6 protein-coding genes are annotated in these 15,308 nt (G+C 50.0%); 4 read left to right on the top strand and 2 right to left on the bottom strand.

Annotation, left to right across the window (positions count from 1 at the left end; translation table 11 throughout):
• Nucleotides 1-108: 108 nt before the first annotated feature.
• The gene (locus ACX0G9_RS08270; RefSeq protein WP_459064410.1) at nt 109-4,776 is read right to left on the bottom strand and encodes an SMP-30/gluconolactonase/LRE family protein; all 4,668 of its coding nucleotides are present in this window, start codon (nt 4,774-4,776) and stop codon (nt 109-111) included.
• 171 nt (nt 4,777-4,947) lie between these two features.
• Between ACX0G9_RS08270 and ACX0G9_RS08265 the strand changes: the two genes are divergently transcribed.
• The 4 genes from ACX0G9_RS08265 to ACX0G9_RS08250 all read left to right on the top strand — a co-directional run bounded on the left by ACX0G9_RS08265 (nt 4,948) and on the right by ACX0G9_RS08250 (nt 10,552).
• Entirely contained in the window at nt 4,948-5,547 is a 600-nt protein-coding gene (locus tag ACX0G9_RS08265; protein WP_459064409.1) for a GDSL-type esterase/lipase family protein, read from the top strand.
• Nucleotides 5,502-6,290 carry an esterase family protein gene (locus tag ACX0G9_RS08260; RefSeq protein ID WP_459064408.1) on the top strand — a complete coding sequence of 263 codons (789 nt, stop codon included), beginning with the start codon at nt 5,502-5,504 and terminating at the stop codon, nt 6,288-6,290. The genes ACX0G9_RS08265 and ACX0G9_RS08260 overlap by 46 nt, the downstream gene beginning before the upstream one ends.
• A 228-nt stretch (nt 6,291-6,518) precedes the next feature.
• Nucleotides 6,519-9,782, top strand: a complete 3,264-nt coding sequence (locus ACX0G9_RS08255; RefSeq protein ID WP_459064407.1) for a S41 family peptidase — start codon at nt 6,519-6,521, stop codon at nt 9,780-9,782.
• A 239-nt stretch (nt 9,783-10,021) separates the two neighbouring features.
• Entirely contained in the window at nt 10,022-10,552 is a 531-nt protein-coding gene (locus tag ACX0G9_RS08250) for a cupin domain-containing protein (RefSeq protein WP_459064406.1), read from the top strand.
• Between the two features lie 74 nt (nt 10,553-10,626).
• Here ACX0G9_RS08250 and ACX0G9_RS08245 read toward each other — a convergent pair whose 3' ends face one another.
• Nucleotides 10,627-15,267: an Ig-like domain-containing protein gene (locus tag ACX0G9_RS08245; RefSeq protein WP_459064405.1), complete on the bottom strand. Its 4,641-nt coding sequence runs from the start codon at nt 15,265-15,267 to the stop codon at nt 10,627-10,629.
• Nucleotides 15,268-15,308 lie beyond the last annotated feature (41 nt).

Raw genomic sequence — 15,308 nt, 5'->3', positions numbered from 1 at the left:
TAGGTGGTTAAGGGACTGTAATATTAAGGATTTCAGCAAACCGGGGAACAGACCGGACGGAAAAAACAGGAAAATAATCAGAAATTAATGTTCACTCCTTACCTTCCATTACTCCACCCCGTTTACCCGCATGGGCAATATATAGATCGTTTCGGAGGCGGTTATGAACAATGTCTTTTTATCCTTACCCCCAAAACAAAGATTGGCTGTCCATTTTTCAGGAATGGGGATATGGGCGATCTTTTTGCCGGAAGGGTCATACACCCAGACTCCGTCACCGGTCAGGTAAAGATTGCCCCTGTTATCGAGCGTGATCCCATCGGCACCCTGAGCGACAAAAACTTTCCCGTTCGTAAGAGTGCCATCCGCGGCGATACTGAATTTATAGGTCTTATTGTCCCCGATATCGGCCACATACAGATAGTTGCCATCCGGGCTGCCGACGATCCCATTGGGTTGGACCAGGGCATCGCTTACCATGATCGCCTCTTTTTTACCATTGGGCAGGTAATACACTTTCTGGCCATCGATATCGGGTTGGGAACGGTCCCAATAAGGGCGCTGATAATAAGGATCTGTAAAATAGATTCCCCCTTTGGGGTCTATCCAGCAATCATTCGGACCATTCAGCCGGTGACCCTTGAATCCTTTCAGCAATACCGTGATCTTTTTTTCCGGGCTGATCGACCAAAGCTCATCCTTTTCATCGGCGCAGGTAACCAGGTTTCCTTTACGGTCAAAATACATTCCATTGGACCGGCCGGCACTATCCAGGAACACGGTCAGTTGCCCTTTCGTATTGTATTCCCATATTTTGTTATTGGGCTGGTCCGTGAAAAATATATTTCCCTTCCTGTCCACGGCCGGGCCTTCCGTAAAACTGAATTGCTGCGAGATCAATTTTGGTATGGCCTGTGGTGCAACGATCGAATCGAGATCGAAGGCAGGAGCGCTGGACGGTTTATGACTCTGGCCGGAAGCCGGACGCGGGGGTAAGGAATATTCTTCCTGCATTTTCCGGTATTGCCGGACATATTTATGGCTGCTTTTTAGCCCGACACTGGAGAACAAGCCACGCAGAGCGGATTTCACCCAATAATTAAAAATGAACTTTTCGCGGTCACGTTCAAAAAAAACGATGGATTCCCGGTCATTACTTTTCCGGATAATGACGGTATTAGCCACCCAGTTGGCCAGTGAAAGCCGGAATGTTTTTTTGTCGGGATCTTTTTTGTCCAGCAGGCTGACCTTAAGATCCTTGTAATGAAAATTCATTACACCGATCGTTGCATATTTATTCCCGGCCCATTTTGCAAATAAAGTATCCGACTGCCCCCGGTCCACCCGCAAAGAAGCCAGAGGCGCCGTAGCCTTACTGAATTCGGTCAGGAGCATCGGGGAAGTGTTGAACCGTAGTGAATAAAAGGAAAGGGAATCTCCATAGGATTCCTTATAGTGGAAGTCCCTGATATCACTGTTGAAGATAGATGCCCGCGCCGTGATATTCAGGCTGTCGCCGCGATTGTCCCGGCTACGGATATGCGTAATACAGGCATCGATCCCTTCGACAGGGATCGACCCTTCCCTGCCCGTAACCAGGGACAACTCATTCACGGTCACCTTGCTGTTGAGCACTCGTATGGTATCGATCTTTACCGGAAAGGGAATCCTGCCAATAAGTTTGGCCGGCATCAATTTTTCGATCCCATGTTCGAAAGGCATCCGTTTGTCCCTCGATGCAGACAGGGAAACATTATCCAGCAAAACCCGGTCAACATGCAGGGAGGAGTCATCCGGATGGGTGGACAGATTCAATCCGGTCAGTTTTAGCGCCTCTCCTTTTACGGTGATATAATCCGATTGCCAGGCGCCGGGCATACTAAAGGTTTCCTCTTTGCTGAGATTGGGCAGCAGACTGAAAGAGCGGACGGCCAATTCCTTCCGGCGGGGATCCCAGGTAACCGCATCGGCCCTGGCGTTCTGTGTCCTGCCTTTATAAACAACCTTCCCCTGGCTGATGGCCGTACGATCCAGGAGGAATGGCCAGGCAAACTTTTTTCCGCGATAAAGAGAAAATGCAGAATCGACAAAACTTCCGGACAGATTTTCCAGGGCCAGGTCCATCTTTCCTGTTTTTTTGGTGTGCAGGCTTCCGTCGAACCATTGGAAGACCAATGCCCCTTCAAAAAATGGGAACGATCCTTCAGAAGCTGTTATTCTTTCAGAAGAAGTTGCTCCCCCGGAAAAAGTCCCCCTCCCTTTATCGATGATCATAACGGACCGGGGTAATTGCAGATCCAGGCTTCCCTTTGTAAAATGTACGGCAGTCAGTCCAACCGTTGCATTTTCCCAAAGGATCAATGTTTGTCGCTTTGGTTCGGTATTGTTGGTTTGTTTGTTCAGATAGCTTGCCTGCAGGGAAAGTTGGCCGGCGACTTGTACGGTATCTTTTCCCTTTTCTGACCGGTACCGGAAATCGGCTTCGGGAATGTTCAGTTTTTTCAGAGAAAATTGGGAAAAGTCGGTCGAACGAATCCCCGTATTCAACTTTAGCAGGGGCATTTGTACGGTGACCCTTGTCGATCCCTCCTTCCGGATACTCAGCGACGCGCCTTTTGCCAATGTCTCATATTCATTCGAAAACTGAAGAGTATCAATGGATGCATTCAGATTTTTGCCATCGCTAAACACGATATGGCTTAAAAGTCCTTCTGCATTTTTCCAGGTCAGGGCGCGCCCGACTGAATTGACATTATCAACGCAAAGATCCTGTCCTTCCAGGCTAAAGTTACCCTTAGGTTTGATCTGATCTACTTTCAACCGATCGATATCCATCCTTCCGATATGAATGACCGGAAGGTTTTTTCGCTGCATCTCTTTATTTACCGTTTCACCAGTTTCGGAATGCACCGTTAAGGAGTGTATTTTTATATTCTCCACCTGGATATACTGATATTTTTCGAACAGGTCCCAATCCAGTATTTCCCAATACAATTTTTTCCCTTCCAGGAAAAGAGTGGTCGGTGCAGTACCACCGGCGATAAACAACCGGAACCCGTCTGCCCGGTTATGCCGGCTTAAGCCGCGGAAGGTATACTGATCGATTTCCAGTTTGAGTTTGGGTGATACGACATCTATTGCGCCAATGGAAAATTCCGGCAGGGATCTTTTGATATCGATCAGGCTGTCACTGGTCAAAAAATGGTCCAGCAATATTTTTGCATCCAGGTTCTTCATATCCATACGCAAGGGGGATCTTCCGGAAGAATTATACCGCACATTACCGTGAACGATATGAAAATCGCGTACATCGATCAGTTCCCGCAGTCCATGTAAGGTCTTGTAAAAACGACCGAGGGTGGAATCCGCGATGGAGCTTCTGTTCTTTTTCGGGTTTCCATTATCCGATAATACGATAAGGGGATTATCCAGCTCGGCCTGATCGGCCTTTAGCTTTCTTTTCAGCAGGTCCTGCAGGCTGATGTTCTGCAAACGTAAAGAGGGAGCGGTAAAGGTCATTATTTTGTCCGACCGGTTGCGCGGCGTAGGACCAAATACCGCGTTCTTAAAAACAAGATCCTGGTTGTTCAGGGCAAATTCATCGATGCTCAGCTGGAACAAACTATCCTGCGTAATAAACCGGATATTGCGCAGGCTCAGTAGAATACTGTCTGCCTGAATATGCTGCTGGCTGTCGGGTTCGATCCGGAGATTAAATAATTTCAGGTTTGTTTTTTGGGTATAGGTGGCCTGGTATTTACTGGCATGACCAAGCGAAAGTCCGCCGTCCCGGATATCGATGTACTTAAAATGGATATGTTTGAAGATATGTCGGATGGATTGATTGAGGACCAAGGCGGTGTCTCCCTGCTTTTTTTTGTCCAGGAGCTGAATCGTCAATACAGGCCGGACACAGATCAGGGTATCGATCGACAATTCTCCTTTTTCGTAAATGGCCGATAACCGCCTGGAATTAAAAAAGAATTTATCCGCATGCAGGGTCACCTCTCCTTTTTCCGCGGTAGCTGCCGAATGAAAAGTACAGGAGTCCAGTTCGAAGAATTGATTTTTCCCGGAAAAATGAAGCCGGCTGAAACTGATATCATGAACCCCATCGGGAAATTGCCAGCTTTGTCTTCCCAGGGAAAGATCTACGTCATCGGAGGAAAATAAATGATCCGATTGTTTTTCCCTGGCATAAAAATTCCGTATGGACAAATTGATCCGGTCGCTTAAAAATGGAGTCTTATTTTTTGTGGTGCTATAGGCAAAGGAGCCATTTTCCATGGTGAAAGACCTTACCTTCAGATGGACTACCATATATTGAAGCAGGTCCATGATCCGGGAGGTATGAAAGACAACAGGGGCGCTATCCGGCCCTGTTTGACCATGTGTATGTGTTTGAAGACCGGGCAGGGATATGTTCAGACTATCAACCAGCATTTTCCGGTGAAAAAGGAGGGCCGTCCAGGAATCGATGGCCAGATAGACCCGGGGTATTTCCAGGTTATAATAGGTCGGAGCCCGCAACGTATCTGTACAACGCAGGGCCGCATTTTCCACCACGATATTTTTATTCCATATGGAGAATTTGACATCGGAGGCATCGAAAGCATAAAGACCCTTGGATTGCCTTTTTACCATGATCTGGACGATATCCTTGAACCGGTAAAAAACGATATAATAGAGGATCGCGCCCAATACCAGCCGAATCACGAAAAGGATCAACAGCCTTCTGATCCATTTTCGTTGTTTGGGTGTAAATCTCATCTTCATAACCGGCTGTTGCTAAATAGGTTGTTGCTATATCTTCTAAAGTTAATGATATTTCGGATAGGTACCGCAACCGGGCCTTTTTCCCATTGCCTGTTATTTTTATTTTATCAATTATCATTATGGTCCTGTATAAACCGGTTGCCCTTATATTTACGTACAAACGCCCGTAATATGCATTGGTACGAAAATGAAGTCCGGAGACTGGAAGAGGAAAAAAACAATCCTGGGTATGATCCCCAAACCATCTTTTATGGAAGTTCGTCTATCCGGTTATGGGACAGCCTGCAAACTGACTTTTCCGGTTTCAGTCCCGTCAACCTGGGATTCGGAGGTTCGACACTGGCCGCCTGCGTATGGTTCTTCGAACGTTTGTTAACCGGCTATCATCCGCTGTCCATTATCGTTTATGCGGGTGATAATGATCTGGGAGATGGGAGACACCCGGAGGAAGTATTTCTTTTTTTTAAACAACTGGTCGCCAGTACCCGCTCTTTATTCGGGGACATCCCGCTGGTCTTTATTTCCATAAAACCAAGCATCACCCGGTGGAACATCCTGGATAGTATCCGTTATACAAATACGCTTATCGAGGCGGAAATCAAAAGAGCCGGCGGAAATCTGCATTTTGTCAATGTATACCCCAGGATGACGGATAATTCCGGTTATCCCAAAAGGGAATTCCTGGACCCTGACGGTCTCCATATGAGCGAAAAAGGGTATGCCTTGTGGAAAGAGATCCTTATGCCTTATTTATCCGCATCGTTCAAATGAATCGTCCCGGCCAAATGACCAGAGAATATCATAAATGGTTTAGCCCTATCCTGCAACGGGAAATGGAAATGCTCATCTTTGGTCACGCAGGAGAACCGGTCCTGTTCTTTCCAACCCGGACTGCCCACTTTTATGATTATGAAGACTGGCAGGTGATCGAAGCGCTCCGGCCTAAGATCGAAGCCGGCATGATCCAGGTCTATTGCCTGGACAGTATCGATAAGGAAAGTTTTTACAGCAAAACGCTCCATCCTTCAGAGCGGATCTCCCGTCATTTACAATATGAACAATATATCCTGCACGAAGTGATGGACTTTGTAAAGAGCAGGAATCCCTATCCTACCTTCGTTGCGGCCGGCTGTAGTCTTGGCGCCTTTCATGCGGCCAATCTCGCCTTCAAGTATCCCGGCCTTTTTCATAAGATGGTAGGACTGAGCGGCCGTTATGACCTGACTACCTCCTTCGATCATTTCGAAGATCTTTTTGAAGGATTTCGGAATGACGACATCTATTATAATACCCCCGGGCAATTCGTTCCGAACCTGCAGGATGATACACTGATCCAGCGGTTAAAGGCCATGGAGATCATTCTGGTCGTTGGCGAGCATGATGTTTTCCTGGAGAATAACCGGTTCCTGAGCAATTCCCTCTGGAGCAAGGGCATCTGGAATGCCTTCCATGTCTGGGACGGCGAATCTCATAAAGCGAGGTATTGGAAATATATGGTCCAGCTTTACCTGTAGGTGATTCTACACGACGGCTCCTGCCCTGACCAGGAAATGTCCTTTGCGCAACTCCCATTTTTGTAATAGGCCGGCCAGTGCCTCCCGGCTTTCAGCCGATAACACAGTGAATTGACCGATAAACACGAAGATATTATCCCTTTTACGAATTTACCCTATCTTGAATTTCCTGTGCTTTTTTTAACCAGGATTCATCAGAAATTTATGAGTATACACAAAATTTTTTTAATGCTTTTGGCACCTGTAGCCGCCACTTCTGTTTCCGTGGCGCAGATCAATGCCGCCTTGTTCCGGTACCCGGATGTCTCTCAGACACAGATCGTTTTTACCTACGCTAATGATCTGTGGATCGTTCCGAAGGAAGGCGGAAAAGCCATTCATCTCAGCTCACCTGCGGGAGTGGAAGTATTTCCCAAGTTCTCTCCTGATGGAAAGACAATTGCTTTTACGGCCGATTACGATGGGAATAATTCCATCTATACCCTTCCCTCCGGCGGAGGAATCCCTTCCCGGCTGACCTGGCACGGTTCAACCGAAAGAGTGGTGGATTGGTACCCGGATGGTAAAAATATTCTTTTTGCATCCGGAAGACAAAGCGGACGCGAACGTTTCGATCAATTTTATAAAGTCGCCGCTACCGGCGGAGTACCGGCCAAACTCCCCCTTCCCTACGCAGAGTTCGGAACGCTTTCACCGGATGGCAGCCAGGTGGCCTTCACCTTCAAATCTCAGGTTGGCCGCAACTGGAAACGATACAGGGGTGGATGGAACGCCCAGATCCATCTGTTCAATCTGACCAGTTTTGCCGCCGAAAATATTTCGACGGGTACCGATGCGGATGACGAACTCCCTATGTGGCATGGCACCAGTATTTATTTTTTATCGGACAGAGGACCTGAAAAGAGGATGAATCTCTGGCAGTATGATATCTCTACGAAAAAATTCTCCCAGCTTACCCGGTTTACCGATTATGACGCCCACTACCCCTCTCTGGGACCGGAAGACATCGTTTTTGAGAATGCCGGCAAACTTTTTCTTTTTAATCTGGCTTCCGCGAATTATAAAGAAGTTCATATAGAAATCGTGAGCGATCTTAACGCCTTGCGTCCGACCCTGGAACCTGCCGAAAAGTTTATCGCCAGTGCCACCGTTTCACCGGATGGGAAACGGGCCCTGATAGAAGCCCGTGGAGAACTCTTTTCCTTACCCGCAGAAAATGGAGTGGTAAAAGATCTTTCCCAATCAACGGATGTGGCGGAAAGATTTCCCTCCTGGTCACCCGATGGCAGGTATATAGCGTATTGGAGCGACCGGTCCGGGGAGTATGAACTGACCCTGCGCGAAACCGGTTCGGATAATACGGAGAAAAAACTGACGGCTTACGGCCCGGGTTTCCGTTATAACCTGTACTGGTCACCCGATGGTAAGAAACTGGCCTTTATCGACAAGGCCATGAAGATCCACATCTATGACCGGATCACCGGTCTTACTTCGGATGTAGATAAAGGACTGCGTATGCTCGATGGACAGCTGCAGGCTTTTACGGTCAGCTGGTCTCCGGACAGCCGCTGGCTGGCCTATGACAGGGACCTGGACAATGGCCACAGGGCGGTATACCTTTATGATTATACGAACAAACAGGCCCATGCCGTAACGGGCGGATATTATACCTGTGCCAATCCGGTATTCGACCCGGGAGGAAAATATCTCTATATTACCACCAACCAGCATTTTAATCCGCTCTACAGCGATCTGGATAATACGTTTATTTATCCGAACTCGACGAAACTGGCAGCCATTGTCTTAAAAAAAACAACCCCTTCTCCCCTGGCTCCGCAAAATGATACCGTTGCGCTGAAACAGGAGGACAAACCTTCGGATAAAGAAAAAACAGCTTCCGGCAAAAAAGCCAAACCTCCCGTAGTTAAAAAAGAGGATGCTGAAAAGGAAACGAAAGTTACCCCGACAGAGATCGATCTGGACGGATTGGAAACCCGCCTTATCCTGCTGCCCGTAGAAGCGGGCAATTTCGGGAGCCTGCAGGCGGCCGAAGGTAAACTGCTTTATCAGCAGCAACCTAATACGGGGTCTGACTCCAAGGCACAACCGGTCTTTTTTTATGACCTGGAAAAACGTAAGACAAAAACAATCCTGGATGATGCTGGTGGATACACCCTTGCGGCAGATGGCAAACATCTGCTGGTCAATAAAGACGGCAGCTTTTTTATTGTTGCTGCAGACGAAGGGCAGAAACTGGAGAAAAAACTACGCACCAATGAAATGCAAATGTGGGTGGATCCCCGCAAGGAATGGAAACAGATCGTAGTGGATGCCTGGCGGCTGGAACGTGATTATTTTTATGACCCGAATATGCATGGGGTCGATTGGCCCCTGGTAAAGGAAAGATACCTGAAGATGCTGGAAGGAGCCGTTACCCGGGAAGAAGTCAATTTTATCCTGGGTGAAATGATCGGGGAATTGAACGCATCGCATACTTATCACGGTGGTGGTGTGGAAGAAGAAACCAAACAAACCCCTGTCGGCTACCTGGGTGTTGACTGGGCCGCAGACGGGGACCGTTACAAAATAAAAAAAATCATTCATCCCGCTCCCTGGGATGCCGAAGTACGTTCTCCGCTTGATCAGCCGGGTGTATCCGTCAAAGAAGGAGATTATATACTGGCCGTGAACGGGATCGAACTGACCACCAGGACCGAGCCTTATGCCTTATTTCGAAATCTGAGCGGTAAATCCGTTGAACTGACCTACAATAGAACTCCCACGCTGACAGGAGCAAAGACAGTCCTGGTTCAAACCCTTCCCGGGGAGGCGAGACTGCGCCATCTGGCCTGGATCGAAGAGAACAGACGCCGGGTGGAAGAAGCCACCGGCGGGAATGCCGGTTATATCTATGTACGCAGCACCGGGGTTGACGGTCAGAATGAACTGATCCGCCAATTTACCGCCCAGCTGGATAAAAAAGCATTGGTGATCGACGAACGATTCAATAATGGAGGACAGATACCCGACCGTTTTATCGAAATGCTCAACCGTCCGCCTCTGGCCTTTTGGGCCACCCGCGATGGCGTAGCCTGGCAATGGCCCCCGGCTGGAAACTTTGGGCCGAAGGTCATGCTGATCAATGGATGGAGCGGATCGGGCGGTGACGCCTTTCCCGATTATTTCCGCAAAGCCGGTCTGGGACCCCTTATCGGTACCAGGACCTGGGGCGGGCTCATTGGTATCAGCGGAGCTCCCGGGCTGATCGATGGAGGCAATATCACGGTGCCCACTTTCCGGATGTTTAATGCGGATGGAACCTGGTTTAAAGAAGGCCATGGCGTCGACCCGGATATCTCCGTCCCTGAAGACATTACGCAGGGCGCACAGGGTAAAGACAATCAACTCGAACGTGCCATCACCGAGATCAATGAACAGTTGAAGAAAAAGGGATTCACCGCACCGGCAAGACCGGCTCCGGAGGTGCGGTAAACAATCCTGCAACGAAAGATCCCCGCCTCAGCGGGGATCTTTCGTTGTATCTCATCTTTCGTTTATCTCATCTTCGGAGAAACCTGATCTTTTCGGAGAAATGAAATCCACTACTACGAAAAAACAGTACTCTGCCCCTTCCTTTTCCACACAAAACAATCAATATCAACAAAATACAATTCTGGTCCCTGCTTTGATCTATATAGGCACTAATTAATCTAACAACTAAATAAATCTATATGAAGCAGGTAAACAGGAAGAACAAGCTCCTTGTTAATTCATTCGCCATTTATCTTTTTATCCTGGGCGTCGTCATCCTGACCAGTGTATCTGTAAAAGCACAGACAGGAAAAAACGGAGAACTCAGAATGACGCCGTCAGAGATCGCTGCTGCCAAACCGGGTGCATCCAATGTACCGGGTTCTTCCAATTACAGCGCCGTTCAGGAAATCGTTATCCATGGCGATCCTTCCAGGGCAGGTCTGTATACGATCATTTTAAAGATAGCCGGCAACACCAGGATTGCTGCGCATCTTCACCCGGATTCCCGGATGGCAACCGTAATTTCCGGAACCTGGTATTTCGGGTACGGTGATAAATTCGATGAAACGAAGTTAAAACAACTACCTGTTGGAAGCGTGTATGCAGAAGTGGGAGGACAAAATCATTTTGCCATGACCAAAGGACCGGTTATGGTAGAAATCACTGGTTACGGGCCATCGGGAGTGACCTATGTCAACCCGGCCGATGATCCCAAACATAAGAAATAATAAAAGGGCGGTAAGATGCAAAAGCATGTTACCGCCCTCTCTGGTTTTCAAGGAAATACTATTTTTATCCTATCCTACAGTACGACCAACTTAATATTTTTAAAGAGCTCCTTTCCGGTTACGGTCAGGATGTATTGGCCTTTCGCTGGTTTTCTGCCGGGATGAAGCTGATATCGCTGATGTCCATTTCCTGTCGTCAGGATAATTTCACGATGTAAAAGCCTGCCGCCAATATCCGTCAACCGGGCTTCCACCTGACTACCCTTGTAATTGATTATATCCAGGTAGATTCCGCTCTCTACAGGATTGGGAAAGGCATTCACAGAAACTTCTCCCTCTGCCGGCATGGCCGGAATACTGTTGCCGGACATCTTTGCCATCGCCGAGGATCCTCCCGCAGCTGTCGATGTCAGACAAAAATCATCCAGGTACAAGGCACCCACCGTACCGGATTTAAACGCCCAAATATTGATATGTGCCGTTCCGGCAGGTATGGTTATACTCGAATCATACAGGGTATAGGAAGTGGCCGTCACCGTGAACTGCAGGGTAGCCAGCTTGGTTCCGGAGGCATCCTGGAAGTCCGCGCTGAGCCCTGCCCAGACAGGACCGCCGCTGACCTTAGCCCATACTTTGAACTCCGCCGTATTGCCTGCGGTGACAGGTATCGAACCAACATAACTTATTCCGCCCTGAGCCGTGGTAACTACCGCTTTAAGACCGTTATGGACATCTGCAGAGTTAGTGGTGATGGCTGATGCGCCATTAGTATTAGCCCAGTTCACCAGGCTGCTTTCGAATCCGTTATTAACCAACGATCCGCAACTTCCTTCCGGCACTACCGTGATAAAACCCGTAGCTGTCTTACCGCCGCTGGTGGTAGTAGCGGTGATCGTGGCGGTTCCAACGGCGATGGCCGAAACCACGCCGGAGCTGTTCACAGTTGCTACTGCGGTATTGGAACTGACCCAGGTGACTGTAGTAACGGAAGCCGTCGACGGGGTGATCACCGGGGTTAAGGTAAACTTATCCGCTACGCCGATCGAAACGCTGTCAGGGTTCAGGGTCAGACCGGTTACCGCAACAAAATTAGTAACGTTCACTACGCTGACAGCAACAAAACTTCCATCCGTAGTGGTGGCCGTGATGGTATCCGTTCCCAGGGCCACGCCGGTTACTACGCCCGTTGCGTTCACGGTAGCGATAAGTGGATTCGAAGAAGTCCAGGTCACACTTTTGGTGCTGGCGTTGGAAGGCGTTACTGTGGCCGTCAGCGTCCTTGTATAACCGATAGCTACCGTAGACGGATTCGGCGTAACCGTGACACCCGTAACATGTACCACATTGGTGGCGGTGGCGCAGAAATCATCTAAATAAAGGCGACCTGTATTTCCCGATTTATAGGTCCAGATGCTCATCCTGGCTGTATTGGCAGGCGTTACCCTTGAAACGGAATATTGCGTATAGGAAGTTCCGCTCACCGTGAGCACATCCTGCGTGATCTGTTGACCCGCCGAGTCGACATAGTCGATCCCAAAACCTGCCCATTGCGGTCCGTCCTCGATCTTGCCCCATCCGGAGAAATTCACCTGCTGCGCCCCGTTCACCGGCATCGAACCTACAGAGCTTACACCGCCTTCCCCGGATACCATTACCGCCCTCGATCCGCTATGTACATTGGCGGCTACTGTGGTGATGGCGGAAGACGGACCATTGTCCAACGAAGAGTTGACTACCGTCCAATTATGCAGACCACTCTCGAAGCCACTGTTCAGCAGCGAACCGCAAAGCGATTCTGCCGCAACCGTCAGCGATTTCGTGGCAGTCAGACCGCCGCTCACCGACGTAGCGGTTATTGTCACCGTACCTGCAGCAACCCCTTTCACCAGTCCTGTAGAATCGACGGTCGCGATGGATGCATTAGAGGAAATCCAGGTAACTTTTTTATTGCTCGTATTCGATGGTATCAAGTTTGCCTTCAGACGCAGCGTATCCGGAACACTCACCGTCGCAGCCCCGGAATCTATGCTGACAGCTATAGGAATAACAACGCTCACCGTGACCGTATCCTGCGCCGCCACTCTTGCTCCTGTCGGCTGCCCTCCCAGGGCAGTCGCCTTGATAAGGACCGTCCCTGCACCGGTGCCTGTCGCCACCCCTCCATTACTTACCGTTGCCTTCGTGGTATCCGAAGAAACCCAGGCTACTGTCTTATTCGAGGCATTGGAAGGAGTCACCGTCGCCGTCAGCGTAAGAGAACTTCCTGCTGCCACGGCAGCGGGGCTTGGGCTGAGGGTCACACCTGTAGCATATACAGGTGTGGTAACGACCACCGTATCCCTGGCCGTCTTACTTCCATCCTGCGTAGTCACCGTGATAATGGCCGTGCCAACACCCGTGCCCAGGATCACCCCATTCGTATCCACTTTTGCCTTTGTCGTATCGGAAGAGCTCCAGGCTACCACTTTATTTGCCGCCCAGGCCGGAATAACATACGCTTTCAACGTATCCCGGTTACCTACCGCCACGGTATCCCTCGCCTTCGACAAGAGGACACCCGTCACCGCCGCCGGGGCAGCCTCGCCATAAAAAATACCGCTGCCCGCCGTACCAAGAATCACTCTCCCATATACGCGCTTATCTGCGGCCAGCATTAACAACTGCTGCACGGGAGGATTGGCAACCGTCGTCCAGCTGGCTCCGTTATCGTCACTCCGCGATACAATATTGGCCACACTGTTGACTGTACCGAATACATAAACGGTCGGGTTCGTAGTCGCCGCCTTGCCTACCGCCATCAGCTTCGCAGATTGCACATTACTGATTTTGGTAAAGTTTGCCCCTGAATTGGTGGAATGATATAACCCGTTCCCTTCCACAGATACCCAGATATCTCCTTCCTTTCCGGGTGTCGTCTCTACATTGATATATGCGATATTGCCCACACCAGGGTTGGTAATGCTGGGCAGGCCGCTATAGCCCGCCGTAAAAGTAGCACCGCCATCGGTGCTCACGTACATGACTCCGCTCAGGTAGATATAGAATTTGTTTCCGTTGACCTTGTCGGCAGCCAGCGGATTCATCGCAGCGGGTATGCTGAAGATGTCGCCTGTCCCATTGTAATATCCCAGGGCGGCCAACCCGATGCTGGTGATCTTCGTCCAGGTCGTACCCCTGTCTGCCGATCGGTAGGTATAGCCGTTTTGCGTGGTCCAGACCATCGTCTCGCTTGTGGCCGAAACGGCAATTCGCCCACCCGCCATACCTGCCGGGCAGACCCAGGCATTGTAGTGCACACCCCCATCGGTGGAATAGCCTCCAAGACCCGTTCCTCCCCAACCTCTCCGGCCCACCCGGACCAAATAATTGGGATTGGCTTCCTCATATGCGGCGCCCGTCGTTTCCACTCCGGAAGAATTCGCATATTGAAAAGGTGCGATCAGTGACCGGGCCGGTGGGTTTACCAGGGAGGTATGATCGAAACCTGCGACATCCGCCGTCGGCGTTAACAGAAGATTGATACCCGAGGCCGGACATACCAGCGGCCCGTCGACAACCACTTCCTCATGCCCCACCGCCCGCACTTTCCAGTTGGAGGAAGGCGTAGCCCAGACATTCGTCGTCTGGTAAACATTCAGCAGGTCGGAGAACCAAACCTCACCGGCATTAAACGGGTCCCAGGCAAAATCCGATATTGTATTGCCCGCATTGCCGCCGCTCGGCGCCCAGGGGATCTCACTGAAATCCCGTGTCGTGGTCAGCTTCGTCCAGTTGCCCCCGGCATCTCCGGTGATATACATCGTACCTGTAAACGCGCCGGTACTGATGATCACCTGTCTGCTGTTATTGGGGTTTACCTCTACACCAAAATAATTGCCCGTTCCCCCGGATGGCGTTATATTCGACCAGGCCGTATCGTTCCATTTGTAAATGCCGGTGGAGCTCGCTGCATAGAGCAGCCTGCCCCCGCGGAGCACCCCTCTTTTCAGGTTCAGCGGACTGCCTGTCATCAAGGTAAAGCTGGTGCCGCCGTTGGTGCTGCGGTACACTCCTGCAGGAGCACCTACATAGACATTTTTTGTCCTGCCCGACGATAGTCCCGCAGCCGTATCGAAAACGATGAACGAACCATAGATGGTGTCCAGCTTCGTCCAGGCCCCGCCGTAATTAACGCTTCTGTAAAGACCCGTCGTCGTCTCCGACGCATTCTTCGGACGACGCGTAGTGACATAGACCAGGCTGTCATTCAGCGGGTCCACCACCAGCCGCTCACCATTGGATTTTTCAGCCTCGTTCGGTGACACCCAGACAGGCATATTCAGATCCGTCCAGGTAGTCCCGCGGTCAGCGGACCGCACGATCGTTCCCGCACCGGAACCCGCCGTCGCACCTTTCCCCATCGTAGCATACAGGATATTTCCGGTTACATCCTGCGGGTCGAATGTAAGGTTGCTGCAGGTTGAAGGCCAGTAGACGGCAGGAAAATTATTCATCAGACCCTCCCAGGCCTGCGTACTGTTATTCCAGCGGTAGGGATTGCCTACATCGGTGGTAATAAAACGGAGATTTGGCACTTTCGGATGTGCATTGATACTGGTAACGAATCCCCCTCCTCCTATCCGGACTGTACTCCAGGTATAGGTTTGTGCCTTTGAGGGCAGGTGAAGGGCAGCGAGGAACAGCCCTGTTAAAAAAACAGTGTGGAGCTTCTTCATGATAATAGGTTTGAATGGTTAAAGAAATTAGCCTCATTCGG

It is taken from the genome of Flavitalea flava (assembly GCF_054461575.1).
The sequence above is the reverse complement of the archived record's forward strand: the minus strand, read 5'-3'. Positions and strand labels throughout refer to the sequence as shown.